17 protein-coding genes are annotated in these 17,389 nt (G+C 54.9%); 7 read left to right on the forward strand and 10 right to left on the reverse strand.

Features of this window, described 5'->3' with window-relative positions:
* Positions 1 to 192 precede the first annotated feature (192 nt).
* The 5 genes from NI000_RS19410 to NI000_RS19430 form a co-directional block, all read right to left on the reverse strand.
* Complete coding sequence (locus tag NI000_RS19410) at positions 193 to 1,293, reverse strand: efflux RND transporter periplasmic adaptor subunit (RefSeq protein ID WP_253413101.1); 1,101 nt, start codon at positions 1,291 to 1,293, stop codon at positions 193 to 195.
* 21 nt (positions 1,294 to 1,314) lie between these two features.
* Positions 1,315 to 2,706 carry an ABC transporter permease gene (locus NI000_RS19415; protein ID WP_253413102.1) on the reverse strand — a complete coding sequence of 464 codons (1,392 nt, stop codon included), beginning with the start codon at positions 2,704 to 2,706 and terminating at the stop codon, positions 1,315 to 1,317.
* Positions 2,703 to 3,395 carry an ABC transporter ATP-binding protein gene (locus NI000_RS19420; RefSeq protein WP_253413103.1) on the reverse strand — a complete coding sequence of 231 codons (693 nt, stop codon included), beginning with the start codon at positions 3,393 to 3,395 and terminating at the stop codon, positions 2,703 to 2,705. Before NI000_RS19420 ends, NI000_RS19415 begins: the two co-directional genes overlap by 4 nt.
* A gap of 165 nt (positions 3,396 to 3,560) precedes the next feature.
* Entirely contained in the window at positions 3,561 to 4,745 is a 1,185-nt protein-coding gene (locus NI000_RS19425) for an MFS transporter (RefSeq protein ID WP_253413104.1), read from the reverse strand.
* A gap of 2 nt (positions 4,746 to 4,747) precedes the next feature.
* On the reverse strand, positions 4,748 to 6,112 hold the full coding sequence (locus tag NI000_RS19430) for a multi antimicrobial extrusion protein MatE (RefSeq protein WP_253413105.1): 1,365 nt from the start codon (positions 6,110 to 6,112) through the stop codon (positions 4,748 to 4,750).
* A gap of 182 nt (positions 6,113 to 6,294) precedes the next feature.
* On the opposite strand from NI000_RS19430, the gene NI000_RS19435 reads away from it, so the two are divergent.
* The 4 genes from NI000_RS19435 to pfkA all read left to right on the forward strand — a co-directional run bounded on the left by NI000_RS19435 (position 6,295) and on the right by pfkA (position 9,387).
* A complete protein-coding gene (locus tag NI000_RS19435) occupies positions 6,295 to 6,612 on the forward strand; it encodes a hypothetical protein (RefSeq protein WP_216797866.1) in 318 nt (105 codons plus the stop codon).
* Between the two features lie 92 nt (positions 6,613 to 6,704).
* Complete coding sequence (locus tag NI000_RS19440; RefSeq protein ID WP_253413106.1) at positions 6,705 to 7,310, forward strand: hypothetical protein; 606 nt, start codon at positions 6,705 to 6,707, stop codon at positions 7,308 to 7,310.
* 37 nt (positions 7,311 to 7,347) lie between these two features.
* Positions 7,348 to 8,373 carry a tetraprenyl-beta-curcumene synthase family protein gene (locus NI000_RS19445; RefSeq protein WP_010491453.1) on the forward strand — a complete coding sequence of 342 codons (1,026 nt, stop codon included), beginning with the start codon at positions 7,348 to 7,350 and terminating at the stop codon, positions 8,371 to 8,373.
* Positions 8,374 to 8,421: 48 nt separating this feature from the next.
* Positions 8,422 to 9,387 carry a 6-phosphofructokinase gene (gene pfkA / locus NI000_RS19450; RefSeq protein ID WP_216797881.1) on the forward strand — a complete coding sequence of 322 codons (966 nt, stop codon included), beginning with the start codon at positions 8,422 to 8,424 and terminating at the stop codon, positions 9,385 to 9,387.
* Positions 9,388 to 9,445: 58 nt separating this feature from the next.
* On the opposite strand, the gene NI000_RS19455 is transcribed toward pfkA, so the two are convergent.
* Together NI000_RS19455 and NI000_RS19460 are read right to left on the reverse strand one after the other, a co-directional pair.
* Complete coding sequence (locus tag NI000_RS19455) at positions 9,446 to 9,898, reverse strand: peroxiredoxin (protein ID WP_253413107.1); 453 nt, start codon at positions 9,896 to 9,898, stop codon at positions 9,446 to 9,448.
* 94 nt (positions 9,899 to 9,992) lie between these two features.
* Entirely contained in the window at positions 9,993 to 10,907 is a 915-nt protein-coding gene (locus tag NI000_RS19460; protein WP_253413108.1) for a DUF4855 domain-containing protein, read from the reverse strand.
* A 429-nt stretch (positions 10,908 to 11,336) separates the two neighbouring features.
* Between NI000_RS19460 and NI000_RS19465 the strand changes: the two genes are divergently transcribed.
* Both NI000_RS19465 and NI000_RS19470 read left to right on the forward strand, forming a co-directional pair.
* Entirely contained in the window at positions 11,337 to 11,870 is a 534-nt protein-coding gene (locus tag NI000_RS19465) for an NADPH-dependent FMN reductase (RefSeq protein WP_253413109.1), read from the forward strand.
* 28 nt (positions 11,871 to 11,898) lie between these two features.
* A complete protein-coding gene (locus tag NI000_RS19470; protein WP_253413110.1) occupies positions 11,899 to 12,606 on the forward strand; it encodes a uracil-DNA glycosylase in 708 nt (235 codons plus the stop codon).
* A 78-nt stretch (positions 12,607 to 12,684) separates the two neighbouring features.
* Here NI000_RS19470 and NI000_RS19475 read toward each other — a convergent pair whose 3' ends face one another.
* Complete coding sequence (locus NI000_RS19475; protein ID WP_253413111.1) at positions 12,685 to 13,863, reverse strand: putative glycoside hydrolase; 1,179 nt, start codon at positions 13,861 to 13,863, stop codon at positions 12,685 to 12,687.
* A 113-nt stretch (positions 13,864 to 13,976) separates the two neighbouring features.
* Here NI000_RS19475 and NI000_RS19480 point away from each other — a divergent pair, with 113 nt between their 5' ends.
* Positions 13,977 to 15,134: an MFS transporter gene (locus NI000_RS19480; protein WP_253413112.1), complete on the forward strand. Its 1,158-nt coding sequence runs from the start codon at positions 13,977 to 13,979 to the stop codon at positions 15,132 to 15,134.
* A gap of 28 nt (positions 15,135 to 15,162) precedes the next feature.
* On the opposite strand, the gene tatA is transcribed toward NI000_RS19480, so the two are convergent.
* Together tatA and NI000_RS19490 are read right to left on the reverse strand one after the other, a co-directional pair.
* Positions 15,163 to 15,411: a twin-arginine translocase TatA/TatE family subunit gene (gene tatA, locus NI000_RS19485; protein WP_054973572.1), complete on the reverse strand. Its 249-nt coding sequence runs from the start codon at positions 15,409 to 15,411 to the stop codon at positions 15,163 to 15,165.
* 127 nt (positions 15,412 to 15,538) lie between these two features.
* Positions 15,539 to 17,338 carry an alpha-L-fucosidase gene (locus tag NI000_RS19490; protein ID WP_253413113.1) on the reverse strand — a complete coding sequence of 600 codons (1,800 nt, stop codon included), beginning with the start codon at positions 17,336 to 17,338 and terminating at the stop codon, positions 15,539 to 15,541.
* Positions 17,339 to 17,389 lie beyond the last annotated feature (51 nt).

The following is a 17,389-nucleotide window of genomic DNA, read 5'->3' on the forward strand; positions in this document are numbered from 1 at the left end:
CCGAGTACTTTGCGGGGACCCCGGGTCCTCGGGAAATTTGATTAGAAGCCATTTAGAGCGGACATTTCCCGAAGACAAAGGCGGCCGCTATCGCTTCTCCAGTGGGATACCCCACCTCCGTTTGCATCTCTATTTTCGTAAAAGCCTACTTTCTCAACACTTTGACCGTATCCGAGGGTACGGTTGAGGGGGTTATTGAAGCACGATGGACTCGCCTTCGTTCAGGCCGCTTAGCACTTCCGTCTTTTCCGGCGTCTCCAGCCCGATTTTGACAATGCGCTTCTCCAAGCTGCCGTCAGCGGCTTCGACCATGACGTAGTACTCGTCTTTATCCCGATTAATCGTCAATGTCGGCACGACCAACGCGCCGCTTTTCTTATCCGTTTGGATCGAGGCGGTCAAGCTGAGTCCGGCAATCAGCCGCTCGTTCGGCTCCAGGGAGATCGTCACCTCGAACTGGGCGGCCGTTGTGTTTGAGGACTCGTTGCTGCTGCCGGTGCCGGCCTTGGCGAATTTGGACAGACGCTCGACCTTGCCCTTCAGCTTGACGTCCTTCAGCGCATCGACGCGTACCTCGACATCCATGCCTTCCTTGATGCGGAACAAGTCGTATTCGCCGACATTGCAAATCAACTGCAGCTTCGTCAGATCGACGATTTTGCCGATCCGCTCGTTATCCTTCACCGACTTCGGCTCTTTGGTGCCCTCGAACAGGAAAATACCGTTTTCCGGAGCCGCAAAGCCGGCGGCTTGAAGCTTCTTCGTTTTCTCCGCGAGCTGCGAGCGGGTATGCTCGAGAGTAACCTGCGTAATCTCGTTTTGCATTTTGCGGCTTTCCGACGCGGCAAAGCGCTTTTTGGCGTCCGTTTCGGTAATGCCCTCGGTGTCCGCATCGGCGATGCCGGTTTTTTCCTGAAATTGATTCAACCGTATGTCCATTTCCTGCTTCTTGGCGTTCGTTTGAAGCTGGGCGATTTCGTTGCGGAGCTCCGTGTCGTCAAGCCGGAACAGCACGTCGCCTTTGGCCACTTGGGAGCCGTCTTTGACGGACCACGCCGTGACGTAGGCGCCGAACGGAGCGTTTATGTACGTTTCCTTCTGATAGGAGGACTTTCCTTTTACCTCGACAATGTTGGTCAGATCCTCCCGGACGGCTTTGAATTTCAGTGCGTTCGTTGTTTGCGAAACCGCCGGACGGGATGCGTTCTGCGGCCGGCTTTGCCAATATAACAGCCCCGTCACGCCGATCACTAGCACGGCGCCTACGGCGGCGAACCATGTTCTTTTTTTCATAGCTGCATAACTCCTAAACGTTTAGTCTCGTTTGATGGCGGTCAGCGCGTCCGTGCGCGACGCTTTGATGGCCGGATAAATGCCGGACAGCACGCCGGTCATGATGGCAAAGAACAGACCGACCGGCAGGATCCAGGGACTGATAAACAATATTTCCGCCTGAGATCCCGACCTTGGAGGCGTAAACTGCATGATGGCGATATTGATCCCCCAAATGACCCAATACGACACCAAAATACCCACCAGGCCTCCGAGCAGCCCGAGCAGCGCCGATTCGACCATAAACATGTTGCGGATTTGGCCGAGGTTGGCGCCCAGCACCTTCATGATGCCGATCTGCCGCCTGCGCTGGTAGGTCGACATCGTCATGGCGACGATGATCGAGATCGAGGCGACGAACAAAATAAAGATGCCGGCGCCGCCGAAGATCAGCCGGACGATGAGCAGCTCGCTTTGCATGCTTTCCTCGCGGTGAAGATTCGTCTGCACGGTGAGCTTCAGCTTCTTGAGCAGCGATTCCAGCTCTTTGACATGGGCGCTGCTGTCCACCTTAATTTTGACTTCGTTATACTCGGCCGTCTGCGAGGAGTTTTTATCTTCCTTGACCTTGCCGCCGTTCATTTGAATGATCGCTTCCTGAAGCCGCTTGCCGAGCGCCGGCGATACGAACGCCGTCTTTTGATGAATCAGCATATCGTCGGGAACGCCCTCCGGCTTCTTGAGGATGCCGACGACCCGGACGGGAATTTGGATGTCCACCGTTTCCCCGACATCGTTCGAGCGGAAAATCTGCGGCTTCAGCACGATTTGCTTCTGATATACGGGATACGCGATATACTGCTGTTCCCGCCAAGCATTCCGGGCATCGCGTTCGCTCATGCTCTGGAGTTGCTGCTGGCGGACTTTGGATATTTGGCTGTCGAACAGCCCCATCGTCGCCCCGTAGCTCAAAATAATCGTGTTCTCCTGCTCCGAAGGCCCGCCTTGCTGCAGTTCATAGCCGAAAGCAGGCAGCGTGTCCAACTCGGTGGCGAAGATTTGGTTGATATAGCCTTTTTTGCTGTCCACTTCAAATTCGAACTGGTTTAATGTCCGGTATGTAGCCAGTGCCTTAATATATGGGAATGTGCGCATCATGCCGATCTTGGCTTTCGTAAGCTCGTAAGGCTTCGCGCTGTTCGGATCGTTCGGATCGGCTCCTTCGGCGCGGCCGCCGCTGGTTACCGTAATCTCGTCCGATTTCAGGTACACGCTCATCTGCTTCCGGCTGTATTGGTTGATCGACTCTCCGAAGGAGAGGGCGACCACGATGGAAGCCGAGCCGATGGCAATGCCCATCGTACACAGCAGGGTGACGACGACGCGCCGTTTGAGCTGGTCCCAGCCGAGCTTGAAATAATCAAGCAGCTTCATTCCGCGTCACCTGCCCATGCGCCGTCTTCGACCAGGTATCCGTCGCGCAGTTGAATGACTCTCCGGGTTCGCTTGGCGACCTCCAGCTCGTGGGTAACGATGACGAAGGTGATGCCGAGCGTCTGGTTCAATTCGATCAGCAGATCGATGATTTCTTTCTCCGTCTTCGTATCGAGGTTCCCGGTCGGCTCGTCCGCGAACACGATAGCCGGCTGCGTAATGAGCGAACGGGCGATACTGACCCGCTGCTGCTGCCCGCCGGACAGCTGCGAGGGGAACATCTCGGTCTTTTCCCCGAGGCCGACCTTGGTGAGCAGCGACACCGCTTTTTCCCGGCGATGCTTGCCGCGCAGGCCTTGGAAGACAAGCGGCAGCTCGACGTTCTCGCGGACGGTCAAATGCGGAATCAATTCGTACGATTGAAAAATAAAGCCGATATGTGTCCGGCGGAACTCCGCAAGCCGGTTTTCACTCATTTTCTCGATCGCCTGACCGCTGATCAGGATGCTCCCGGACGTCGGCTTCATCAAGCCGGCCATCAGGTTCAGCAGCGTCGACTTTCCAGAGCCGGAGCTGCCGAGCAGGGCGATCATTTCCCCTTTGTCCACCCGGAAGTTAATTTCGTGCAGGACAGGCGTGTTCTCGCTGCCGCTGCGAAAGCTGTGTGACAAATGTTCTACCGCAAGCACATAACCCCTCCGTTGTTGAATTTTTCTAATTCAGTATAGACGACCGTTCCATTCAGAAGTGGAAAAAGATGAAAAGTTAAGAAAACTTTAAGAGTCGCGGGCAAAAAAAAGCCGCCGGAACGTCCGCTTGGTAATAGACGTTTGCCAAGACGGCCAATCCTGCAGCTATTGCAACGAATCTGGCTGTGCCCCTGCCGCAACGTTCTTCGCTTTGGCGTACAGGACAAGAAATCCGAGCATGGAGACGAACGAGAGTACGGAGCCGACCGCATACATGGCATGCGGGCTCCAGCTGTTGAACACCCAACCGCCGATCGTGCCGCTGAGCAGCCCGGCCAGACCGGACCACGTAATCGCGAATACCGCCTGGCCGCTGGCCCGGAAATGATCGGGGACCACGCTCTGAATGTACCGGATGGTCGTAAACAAAAATATGCCGAACGTGATCGAATGCATCATCTGAATGGCAATGACCCACATCGGGTTATCCACCAGACTCATGAGCAGGAAGCGTATGGCATAAGCCAGACAGCAGAGCGCCAGCAGCGGCAGCTCCTTCAGCTTGTGCCCGTATTTGCTGAGTAGGAAGAAAACCGGAATTTCGCTGAGCGCCGACATCATCCACGACCAGCCGACGACGGATTGGTCTCCACCGAGCCGCTGCAAGAACAAGGCGAGGAAGCCGTCATTCATCCGGTGGGCGATGGACACCGTCAGTACCGTAAGCAGGAACGCGAGAAAAGACCGGGAACCGACGATCGGGAGAAGCCCGGAAAAGTCGGGCTTTTTCACGTTGGCGTCCCGCGTATCCGTAAGCAGGAACGACAGCAGCAGGGAGCAGGCAATCGTGCCGAGGCATAGCGCCACGGTCAGACCCGCTCCGTAGCTTTTGAGCAGCTGGCCGAACACGAGGGCGGCGAATGCGAAGCCGATCGAGCCCCAGACGCGGAAGGACGCGTAGCTTTTGCCGTTCCGGCTCACGGTAAGCAGAATCAAGCTGTCAGTGAGCGAGGTGGTCGGCGACTGGAAAAAGAAGAAGGCGGCCATCAGCACCATCAGAAGCCCGAACGTATCGGTGTGAAACGTCCAAGCCGCCATCAGCAGCTGCCCGATAAAAATGACGTTCAAAATCTTTTTCACGCTGCGGACCTTGTCGCTGGCCACACCCCAAACTAAGTTCGAGAAGATCCCGATCATCGGCCCAACCGAATACAAAAGTCCGATTTGCAGCGTGGAAAAGCCTTTCGATTGGAAATATAAAGGAAAGAATGACGTGATCACGGCCATCGTCATGTAATACGTAAACGTAAAACTGCGCAGCACGACCTCGTTGCGCGGGGGTTTGGACATACTCATAAGCTTTCACTCGATTCGTTAGGTTTTCGGTTCGCAGCCGACAGCGGCCGCGGAATGGCTTCGTCCGCCCGCAGAGCCGAGCGCAGCACGGCCCAGACGACCGCTGCTTCCGCCGCGACGCCGAGCGATTGAGCCAGGGCGCCGATCATGCCGTTCCAGCCTGGAGCCCGGGCGATGCACAGCACAAGAACCAGCAGCGTAACGCACACGTTTGCGGCCTGAGACCAGACCATCACCTTCGTCTGACTGCGCAGCATCAGCAGTCCGTTGCCGAAATCGAGCCACGGGAACACGAATGTCATCAGCATAAAGACGCGCAGCGTCGACAGGCTCGCCTGCATTAACCGCTCGTTAACGCCCATTACGTGCTGCATGAACCAAGGTCCGACCGGCGTATAAGCGAGTAAGGCGATCAGCAGGCTCGGGATGAGCGAGAGAAGCAGGGTGAAGCGGACCACGGAAGCCGCATCCTTGCGGTAAAAGTTCAGCACAATCTGATGCACGTAGGAAAAAAAGCTTTGCACCAGGTTCGTGAGGCTGGCGGCGATTGCAAACGAGGCGATGGACAGCTTCAAATCCGTCGTTTTTCCGAGAAAGGCGTTGATCGCCGGTCCCGAAATGACCGCAATGACCGAAGAAAACAGCAGCGGACGGTAAAACCGGAAAATCTGCGAAGGCTTCTCGATCGGATGGTCCGGCTGCTTCTCCGGAATTTCGTTTTTTAACAAAGCCCTTCCTTCCCAGAGGCTCACGGCGGCTTCGATGACCATGCCCGTCAGGAAGATGACCGCGCCGACCGTTCCGCTGGTGACGCCGGTTCGTATAAAATAGAGCGAGAGCGCGTACATTCCGGCAAGCCGGATCGCCATGCCGATCGTCAGCCATTTGGTCCGCATGTTGTAAATAATAATGCCGTGAAACATGCAGCGGATTCCCGAAAAAATGCTAACGAACATCAAGACGCGGTACACTTCTACCATCGGCTTGACCATGGAAGCATCGACCCCGAACAAACGCAAAAACACCCACGGTCCGACGGGGGTGTAGCTGATCAATGCGCCGACGAGGAAGATGGCCCCGAGAACATAAAGGCTGACCGCCGTCAAAGCGCGGAACGAGAGGCGGTCGCGCACCAAAGCGGAGCACGTCTGCCGCAGCAGGACCGCGGGTCTCTCGGTAATGCCCAGAATGCTCATCGGCAGGGCGTAGCTAGCGATGACAATCTCGGGAGAGGCCGCGCGCGCCAGCGTGCTGTTAATGATGACATGGGAGATCGTAACAAGGCTCGCCGACATTCCGAGGGGAACAAAGAAGGCGAGCAGCTGCCGAAACGTAATGCGGGTTTGCTGCATATCGTTCATGTTGACTTCCCTCTTTTCACATGCCAAACATTATAACATGGATAGGGGAGTCAAGGGAGAAAAATTTACGTACCTACTGGAAGCGGCTCATCGTTCGTGATACATTTATATAGATAAACGGATCGATCAAACGGTGCGTGCCTTTTGCATAATCAAGAAAGGTAAGAAAGGTGGAAACGGAGATGACTTACGCGTTTGAGCTGGACGAACGTCTCGGCATTCCGCTGCCCCGTCTTGAACAGGACTTTGAGGACTACAGCCAGCAGGAACAAGCGGAGATGCTTCTGCGCTGGGAGGAAATCCGCGGCGGCATTCCCGATCGGATCAAGCAATTGGAACGGGTCATTATCGCGAAGCAGGAGCAGCTCAATGTGGAGGAGCATTTTCCGACGTCCTGCCGCCTGAACAGCGAAATCGCCGATCTGGCCAGCACGATCAACGAGCTGCACTTATGGTTCCGGGTTCATCAGGACATGCCCGATCGTGCGGTTCATCACTGATTGCGCGGCCCATTACCGAATATAATGGGGGGAACCCCGATGCATGCAATGCTATGGAATGGCAACACGGTACGCAGAAGGAGGTTGTAAGCTTGAGTTGGACCGATAGTCTAGGCAGGCTCGCAGCGCAGCTGACGTCGCATAAACCTTCGTTGTATCCCGACGAAGAGCTCGACGACTTGGCCGATATCAAGATCGGAAAGCTGTCGCTGGACGCCATCGAAGGGGAACGGAAAACCTATGCGCTCACGGTAAAAGCGGGGCTGCATTTGTTTAACGAGAGCCTGGAGAAATCGCATGCGCTATCCCAGGAAATTCATAATCATGCCGGCAGCTACTGGCACGGAATCATGCACCGGATGGAAGGCGATTATCCTAACGCCGCCTATTGGTTTCGCATGGCGCGCAGCCTACCGATTTATGCGGAGCTCGCCGAGCGGGCCTATGGTTACGTGCGGACGGCAGACCTGCAGGGCATTAACAATACGGCGTTCAGGGAAAGGCTGGAGGAGTGGGCATCCGGGTCCGGTTGGGATCCCTGCGCGTTTAACGAGCTGGTCGAGCGGCACGTCACCCGGACACGGGACGAGCAGGCCGAGGAGATGCTGAAGCATATCCAATGGCTTGAGATGCGCCTGCTTCTCGAATACGGCTATGTCCAAAGCGGAGGCGGAGGATCGTTGCTTGAGTCGCCGTAATTCGTCAGCCGATGTGCCCCAACGCCCGATTGGACTTATGCTGCGCGTGTATCGCTATGCGCTGCCGGAGGTGCGGGAGCAGCTTCGCCACTGGCGGGACAAAGCCGAAGCGATGCCTGATCCCGAGCTCCGAAAGCAAGCGATCGCTAGCATGACCAGCAAGCAGTTCCACTGCGAAGGCGGCTCGGTCTATGCCGTAGCGAATCTGCCCATGCGTCATGTGCTCATTCCGCTGATCGTCGCTTTTCAGACGATCAGCGATTACTTGGATAACTTGTGCGACCGGAGCACTTCGCTCGATCCCGAAGATTTTCGGCGTCTGCATCAATCGATGCTCGATGCGGTCGATCCGGCGGAGCCGCTACACGATTATTACGAATTCCGGGAAGAGAAGGACGATGCCGGTTATTTGAACGAGCTGGTCAAGACATGTCAAGCCAGCCTCCGGCTGCTGCCCTCTTACCCGCTTGCAGCGGATTCGGTGCGCGAGCTTGTCGGTCTGTACTGCGATCTGCAGGTGTATAAGCACATTCATCGGGAGCTGCGCGAGGATGCGCTGCTTTCTTGGTGGGAGAAGCACCGGGGACGGTTTCCGGCGGTCGCGTGGAATGAATTTGCCGCTGCTACGGGATCGACGCTTGGCGTTTTCATGTTGTTTTTGGCTGCTTCCGATCCGAAGCTGCAGCCGGAAACGGTCCGGCAAATTCACGAGGCGTACTTTCCGTACATTTGCGGACTTCACATTTTGCTTGATTATTTGATAGACCAAGAGGAAGATCTGGCCGGCGGCGATCTTAATTTCTGCAGCTACTACGATAATATGGATCGGACCGTCGAACGCATCGCCTTCATTGTGGAGGAGGCGAAGAGCAAGTCGGAACAGCTCGAGCATCCGGGATTTCACCGGATGATTATCGAAGGACTGCTGGCGCTGTACTTGTCTGATCCTAAAGTCAGCAAGCAGCGGCAAGTGAAGACGATATCCCGGAAGTTGATGAAGGACAGTCCGCTCATGCGCTTGTTTTTCTTCATTAACAGTATTTGGATCCGCAAAACCTCTTGATTCTATATACAATTAAAGAGACAGTCAAGATGACGAGGAGGAACCACCATGTCTGTAAAAAAAATTGCGGTACTCACGAGCGGCGGCGATTCCCAGGGGATGAACGCGGCCGTTCGCGCCGTCGTGCGCAGCGGCTTGTATCACGGTCTTGAAGTATTCGCCGTGCAGCGCGGTTACTCCGGGCTGATCAACGACGATATCCGCGAGATGGACCTGCGCAGCGTCGGCGACATCATTCAGCGCGGCGGAACGATTCTGCAAACGGCACGCTGTAAGGAGTTCGTCACGCCGGAAGGGCAGCAGCTCGCCGCGGACAACCTGCGCAAGCGCGGAATCGACGGGCTTGTCGTTATCGGCGGGGACGGTTCGTATCAAGGCGCGAACAAGCTGAGCAAGCTCGGAATTAAAACGATGGGGCTGCCGGGAACGATCGATAACGACATCCCGTTCACCGATTTCACCATCGGGTTTGATACGGCGGTCAGCATCGTTGTCGATGCGATCAATAAGATTCGGGATACGATGAGCTCTCATGAACGCTCGTCCATTGTTGAGGTCATGGGCCGCCACTGCGGAGATATCGCCCTCTATGCCGGCCTGGCCAGCGGAGCGGAGACGATTCTGGTGCCCGAGGTGCCGTACGATCTGGACGAAATCGCCAATCGCATGACGGAAAACTTCTCCCAAGGAAAGCGTCACAGTATCATTATCGTGGCCGAGGGTGTAGGCAAAGGGGAAAATATCTCGGCGGAAATTATGAAGCGCAACGGAATCGAGCCGCGGGTGACCGTGCTTGGACATATTCAGCGGGGCGGTACGCCTACGCACAACGACCGGATTCTGGCTAGCAGCCTCGGCGATTTCGCCGTACGCCGACTGATCGCAGGAGATTCCGGCAAGGCATGCGGAATGGTCAAAGGCGAGCTTGTTGCGACCGATATCGATAAAGTCGTGCATACCAAAAAACAATTCAATATGGAATTATACGAGCTTTCGAAACGGTTATCCCAATAAAAGCACAAAAAACATGCAGTCTTCCGTGGGCGGAAGGCTGCATGTTTTTTTTCATACGTTAGGACTTATTCCGAGTCTGGGCTAACACGGCCACAATTTCAGCGGTAGGACGGTTTCCTCTTGCCGCATACCGGATTGTGCCGTCCTGACCGATGACATAGACGATGCGCTGCTGCCCAAGCAGACCGAATAACGTCTGGCCTACATCGTACAGCTGGCGGATCGTCTCTCCGGAATCGGTGACAAGCGGAAAGTCATAGCCGAACTTTTGCGAGAACTGCCGGTGCTCTTCGAGCGAACCGGGATTGACGCCCAGCACCAGCGCATCATAATCGGCATACTGGGCCTTGGAATCGCGAACCGCACAAAGCTGCTTCGTGCAGATGGGCGTATTGTTCTTCGGATAAAAAATAAGCACAATCGGCCGTTTCCCCAGGTGATCGGCTAACCGGACCGCACCTTGCGTGCTTTCTGCGGCAAATGCCGGAGCCTTGGTCCCGATGGCAAGCACAGGCTTCTCCCCCTCATATGGATGACGAAGTATATTAGTTGTATTGTAGCGAATCGCTGCCGGGGGATGCAAGGCTTGGAAATGCTGGCGAACGTTACATGGAAGTATAAAACTCGACCAAATGCTCCCAAAGCCGTTTTCCGGCGTATGACTTGTAGTTCATCTGCGTAGCGCTGCCCATGTAGTAGGTAAACGGCTTATTGCTATGTTTGCGGAAGGTCGTTTCATATTCCTTGTATAAGTTATATCTATCGGGCTTGCTTGCGTCACCGTCGATTTCCATGTCGACGCCGATGTTTGCGCTTCGGAGCTTGATATAACTATCGTTGGCAGGAATAATCGGCTTGCCGTCCGTGTAGCTCAAGTACCCGTTTGTTATGCTTTTGTCCACAACCAGCAGCGGTACTTTGTTTCCGTCAAAATAGTAATGCGGCTGAAGTAAAACGACATCGGCGATATTTTCGTTAATGACGTAAGCAAGACGTTTCAATTGATCGTTATGAGGAGTTACATACGGAGCCCATGCCACATTGAGGCTGCCGTTGTTTTTGGCCCATTGCTTGATCGACCTCATCGTTTTGACTACAGTATTATCGTTCATGTTGCTTTGCAGCGTTTTGGTCCAGTTCGCCCCGGTATATTTCGTGCCGGTGTCGGGTCCGTCCAAATAAATGTTTTCGAAGTTGATATAGACGCCTTTCACATGCTTGTCCCAATTGGCTTGTCCGATGGCCTTTTTAACCGCATCAAGAAATCCGGTAATGGAGGCATCGTATGTGCTTGCGCTGCTGGTCGAGTTTCGTGACGGGGTGGAGATCCAAAGCTTGGCTTGGGGATTGGCCGCGACGATTTTACTGGCCTGATTGGCGAAATCTGTTACATCCGCTGAAGTTGCGGTCGTTTTGGTCGTTACGATAATGAAATGGTCCGCGCCTTTGGATAAATTGACAATATCCTCGGTCTTGTATTCCGGTTGGTTCGAGCCCGTATAGACCAATACGGATCTCATTTGCAGATTTGAGGAAGCCTGGGCTTCGGTAGTGAGCCCTGCTGCCCCGGCTAACAGAACGGAACAACATAAAAGAGACAGACACCATGCTTTTGCCTTTTTCACAAATGAATTCATTGCTTTCCCTCCGTGATATCATGGTTTATATTTCCATATTATGCATTTTATTTTGCTTCTTCAAATCTTTAATTTGTCTCTAATTCATTCAAATCGAGAAGCGGCATCACTCCCTAGGCACTTGCTTCTTCCGGCCGATTTCGGTAGGATGGGGGAGCGGTCCATTTTGACAGGATGAGGAGGCAACTGCGGTGTACATATACAAGCTGGAAGTCGAATTGCAGGAGCAGCCCATCCGCGTTGTCGTCGCAGGTTATGTGATTGAGAGCAAAGAGCAGTGAACATTATAGGAAGCAAAGGAGCAGTCAAACGATGAAAATTACGATTATTGCGGGAAGTAACCGTAAAGATGCTACGAGCACGCAGCTGTGCCGGTACATTGCGCGGCTGCTTGAAGAAAAGCAGTGCCAGGTTACGCAGTTCGATTTGTATGAGAAGCCGCTGCCGTTCTACAACGGGGACCTCGATCAGACGGATGCGAATATCGTCGAGCTGAGACAGCGTCTGCTGGAAGCCGATGGCATCGTGCTCGCGACGCCGGAATATCACGGGAGCATGTCGGGCGTCTTGAAAAACGCGCTCGATTTTACCGGCTTCGATCACTTCGACGGCAAGGTAACGCTGTCGGTCAGCTCGGCCGGGGGAGCCGTCGGCGTCAGCTCGCTGCAGCAGCTGCAGACCATCGTGCGCAACCTGCACGGCATCAACTGCCCGGAATGGATCTCCATCGGCGGAGCCCAGCGCAGCTTTACGCCGGAGGGCGAGCCGGAAGATGCCAAGACGCGGGAGCGCGTGCTGAAGACCGTCGGCTATTTCGCACAAATGGCTTCGACGTTTCGGAAATAATCGGGAATGAAAGGGGAGTGAGGCCGCCGTGGCGGCGATATTGCAGAACGATTGGGCTCCTTTGCTGGAAGACCAGTTTCAGGCGCCTTATTATCACCGGCTGAGATCGTTTTTGAAGCAGGAGTATGCCACGCGTACGGTATACCCGGATATGCACGATATTTTCAACGCCCTTCATTATACTTCCTATGCGGATACCAAAGTGGTCATTCTCGGACAGGACCCGTATCATGGCCCGGGACAAGCTCACGGCCTGAGCTTCTCGGTTAAGCCCGGAATCCCGGCACCGCCTTCGCTGCAAAACATCTTCAAAGAGCTGCAAAGCGACCTTGGCTGCTCGATCCCCGATAACGGCTGCCTGGTGCCTTGGGCCGAGCAGGGCGTGCTGCTGCTGAACACGGTGCTTACCGTGCGGCAGGGCGAAGCGCATTCCCACAAAGGGCAAGGCTGGGAGACGTTCACGGACCGTGTCATTTCGCTGTTGAACGAACGGGAGAAGCCGATCGTATTCGTTCTCTGGGGAAGCCCTGCCCAGCAAAAAATGCAGCTGATTACCGAGCAGCGCCATTTCATCGTACGGTCCGTTCATCCGAGCCCGCTATCGGCGCATCGCGGCTTTTTCGGCAGCCGGCCGTTCTCGCAGGTCAACGATTTTCTGCGAAGCATCGGTAGCGCAGGGATCGACTGGCAGCTCCCGAATCTGGGCGTGCGAAGCCGCAGCAGCGGCACGGCCTGACCTTTTGTACAAATGTAAAAGCCCGCTTCTTTCGATGGAAGGAAGCGGGCTTTTCACTCATCTCGCAAGTAAGGCTTTTTACTTGTAATCGACATCCGGCGTATACGTATTGACGGCGTTCCATAGCAGGAACTCTTCGGTGCCGTTATCTTTCAGCGCACGTACTTGCTCTTCGATCTCTTTTTTGCCGTAACGGACGTGACCGGGTACCCAAGTGGCGGTGAAATCTTGAATCCATGGCCGGACGACCGGCTTCAGAGATTGCAGCGGATCAAGCTTCTTGGCGGTATCCTTCATCGCCCCGTTGATCGTTACGTATGGTGCGGCATCCGGCACCTTGGCTCCGAACCAACCGTTTGAATAGTGGCTTGGATAAATCATCGGGCAGATGACGTCAACGTTCTGGGATATTTTTTGGAAGTCTTGGCCAATGCCTTCGGCGGCCGGTACGGAAGCGGCGTAGCCGAAGATGTCAACCGATACCCGGACTCCCAAAGGGGTGAGCTGCTCCCGGGCGTACTTCACGAATTCGGCAACCGCTTCGATACGGGAACGCTCGTCTTTATCGTACTTCAGCGAATCGGCCCGCTTCTCGAAGCCTTCCGGGAACCGGACGTAATCGAACTGAATTTCCTTGAAGCCTGCCTTAGCCGCCTCTTTCGCAATCGCGATATTGTAGTCCCACACTTCTTTCTTGTACGGGTTCACGAAGCTGTCCGGCGGATTTTTGCCGTTGCCCCAGACGGAACCGTCCGGATTCACAAAAGACAGATCAGGCCGTTTTTTTGCCAGTATGGTGTCTTTGAATACGACGATGCGGGCAATCGGGTATACCTGATGCTCCTGCAGCATACTCATCAGCTTCGGCATGTCGGTAATAATTTTTTGCGTCGTCTCCATCGCGTTCAGTTCCGGATTGCCGGTATCGTACGTTATGTACCCCCAGTCGTCCTTCAGGTCGATGACCATCGAATTCAACTCGGTTTCGTCCATCAATTTCAGCAGCGTATTCATACGCGAGCCGCCTGCGCTGTGCGCTGTGACGTAGATGCCTTTGACCTTCGGCGCATCTTTCTGCGGGTCCTTCTTGTCCACCGGAGTCAGCCGGTCGAACAGATTCCCGTCTGGGGAAGGCTGCTGGGCGACGGCAGTTTTGGAGTCAATCGAAGCTTGGGCCACCTGCTCGAACGTCGCATCAGGATGATCGGCGCTGACGCCCCCCCAGGCCATGAGGAACGCGGCCAATAAAAGTTCCATGGATCAGTCTCTCCTTGCTAGTTTGATATCTATCATTATAATAAAAGAGTCGGCAATCCGATAGAGAGCTTTGATAGATTTTAAACGACACATCAAAAAAGGACCGGTGCCGGATGAACAAACAAATCTGGACGCTGCGGGGTCTGAACTTTTCATACTATGCGACCACTGCTGTCCTCCTGCCGTTTCTGCCCCTTTACTTCGAAGGAAAAGGCTACTCTTCCTCGCAGATCGGACTGCTTATGATGATCGGGCCGTTTGTGACGATCTTCGCCCAGCCGATCTGGGGCTATTTGAGTGACCGCTATCAGACGCTGAAGACGATCATCTTCGGGCTGTGGGTCATGACGGTATTGTCGAGCATCGGCATTTTCGAAACGAGCGGGTACACCCTTGCGCTGCTCTTTATGCTGCTGCTGTACTTCTTTATGCAATCGTCGGTGCCGCTGCTCGACACGGTGTCGATTAAATCCGCGCTGCAAGCCGGGAAAAGCTACGGTTCGATCCGGATGTGGGGCTCGATGGGATTTACGCTGCTGGCGCTATCGTCCGGTTATGTATTGGACGCCTTAGGCGGGATGAACAGCATTCCTTATGTGTATTGGAGCATCTGGGTGCTGCCTTTTGTACTGCTCGTGTTTCTTAAAGACGAGAAAGGAACGGGAGAACGCATTTCGATCAAGGCGCTGGGCAGCTTGTTCGGAAACAAGCCGTTCCTATGGTTTCTGCTGCTGATCTTCGTGCTCATGGTGCCGCACCGGATGAATGACGGGCTGTTCGTCCTGTATTTGAAAGATTTGGGGGCAACGGATTCGATGGCCGGATGGGCCTGGGCGCTCGCGGCAGGGGCGGAAATTCCGACCTTCGCGCTGCTTGGCCGCTATATGCACCGGTTTCACGAGCTGGCGCTGCTGGGGATCGTCGCGGTGCTGTACACGATTCGCTGGCTGTTGTATGGCTGGGTATCGGACCCGTCCGTATTGATGTTATTACAAGCGACGCATTGTATTACGTTCGCTGCCTTTTGGATCGTTTCGGTGCAATATGTCGTCCGGCTCGTGCCGCAAGAGCTGCAATCTACGGGCCAGTCGATGCTGTCCATGGTGTTTCTGGGGCTTGCGGGCATTGTCGGCGGTTCGGTCGGAGGCTGGATCAAAGACGAGTGGGGCGGCTCGTACATGTATTACATGGGAGCGGGGATGGCTTGTATCGCTGCGGTGCTGCTGCTCGGTACACATGCGTATTACCGCAAAAAAAACCATCCGGCCTGATCGGACAGATGGTTTCATTACAATGGAATTATTTATTCGCTGTCGGCTGAACGGGTTCGCTTGCCGACGAAGCCGCAGGAGCCGCCAATTCTTTTTTCGGGGCTTCGGGCTCCGGAGGATTGTCGTCGGAACGGCCGCCGTTGCCTGACGTTGCATCTTTAAATTCGCGGAACATTTTGCCGAAACCGCGTCCGAGCTCCGGAAGCTTGTTCGGTCCGAACAAAAGCAGAGCGACGAGAGCGATCAAAATGATGTGCCAAGGGGATAATGCTCCCATAGTGTAAGTACACCTCCGAAATGGTATGATCTAATCATACCATTTATTTAATTGTACTATAACACATTTTTGTTACAAAAAGACAACGATTTTAGGACAGTCCTTAAAAAATTTTTAAGAAAATAAATCAAGCCTCTTGTTCGTTCAAGAAGGTAAGCCGCACTTCCTTCAAATTCATCAGCGCCGTGCCGGTTATCGCATCCGGCTTGACCGTTAGCGTGTAGGTGCCCGGTTCGGGAATGCGCACCGTTCCAAGCTCCGCGCTTCCGAAATCGTACCAGCCGCCCTTCGGCTGCACCTTTCCTTGAAGCCGTTGTCCGCGCAACTCTACGCTGTACGTGCCCCCGGCTTCGCCTTCCGCCGCTCCGTAAACGACCGTTATCCGGCAGGCTCCAGGCGTCTCTGCGCGAAACGTCCACTCGATAGAATCCGTAGGATTGACCCAGTTCGTTACGACGTCGTGGCCTCTTTTGCCGGTATCGTAACGCAGTTCGCTGCCTTGGATGTCGCCGTCGAAGGCGCCGAACCGGTTCACATAATCGTGCTCCAGCAACCGTTTCACCGGATTGGCGTCAATCGCGCCTTCGTATTCGACAACGATAACGGTGACGATCGGGTCAAGCGGCTCCGCAGGCACCTCGATCAGCACGTCCTCTGCGTTCAAGCGGGCATGGGCAAGCGGGCGCCGCTGCGGATCAGCCAGCAGGTACGCGCTTAAGATGTCGTTGCTCAGCCCCGGAACGATCAGCCGTCCGCTCGCGGGCCATTCAAATACATGAAGATAGAGGAGCCCGTCCTTTGTCGTGCAGCGCCCCCACTGCGGCTTGCCGAGCGGGCTTCCGGTCGTTCCGTACACGCTTTCGCCGTTTATGTTCAGCCATTGTCCGATTTCGTTCAAAATATGCTTTGACGGTTCGTCGAATTCGCCTTCCGGGGTCGGGCCTACGTTCAGCAAATAGTTGCCGTTCAAGCTGAACACGTCGATCATGTTGTGGAGAATGCTTGTCACGGATTTCCAATTGTGGTCCGTTTTCTTGTAGCCCCACGAATCGTTCATCGTGTGGATCGATTCCCAGTCTTTGCGGTTGATCCGGATGTGCAGCTGATTGTCCCCGGAATTGCCGTAATCCCCGAAGCCGTCCCGGCGCACGCGGCGGTTCACTAGGCAATCCGGCTGCAGGCTGCGGACCGTATCGACAAACCGTTGTCCCTGCTCGTCGGTCACCTTATGCCCGCAATCGAACCATACGATGGCGACGTCGCCGTAGCCGGTCAGCAGCTCCCGGACCTGCGGCAGCGCCTTTTCTTCCAAATACCGCTCATACCGCGTAAATTTGTCCTCATCGTTCACCCACGACTCCAAAGGGGCCCATGCGCCGATATTATTCGGATAGTCATGCGTGTTGCCTTGGGAATTGGGGTGATGCCAATCCATCGAGTGGGAGTAATAGAAGCACAGCTTTATCCCTTCCTTGCGGCATGCGTCGGCTAATTCTTTCATCGGGTCGCGGCCGAAAGGGGAGCGCTTGACAATATTGAAATCGTCTGCGGCGGAGTCGTACAAGGCAAAGCCGTCGTGATGCTTCGCCGTGATTACGATGTATTTCATACCGGCATCCTTGGCGGCACGTACCCAGGCTTCCGCATTGAAGCGGACCGGGTTGAACGCCTCCGCGAGCCGCTCGTATTCCTTGACCGGAATTTGCCCGCGCAGCATAATATGCTCCCCGTAGGCGCCAGGCACCGTCCGGCCTTTCCAGACGCCGCCCAGCAGCGAATACAATCCCCAGTGGATAAACATGCCGAAGCGCGCCTCCCGCCACCAAGCCAGCCTGCGGTCCTGCAGCTCTTCCCCCGGCGAGAGAGGGGTCGCCCGATCGGCCGCTTCCGCTTCCGCATTATCCATATACATATCCCGTTTGACCATCGAGAAGCCTCCATCCGTTCGCGGTCACATCGGTACCGCGTTGCTTACTCC

The organism is Paenibacillus tyrphae, assembly GCF_024158745.1.
In the GTDB taxonomy this organism is placed as follows: Bacteria; Bacillota; Bacilli; order Paenibacillales; family NBRC-103111; genus Paenibacillus_G; species Paenibacillus_G tyrfis_A.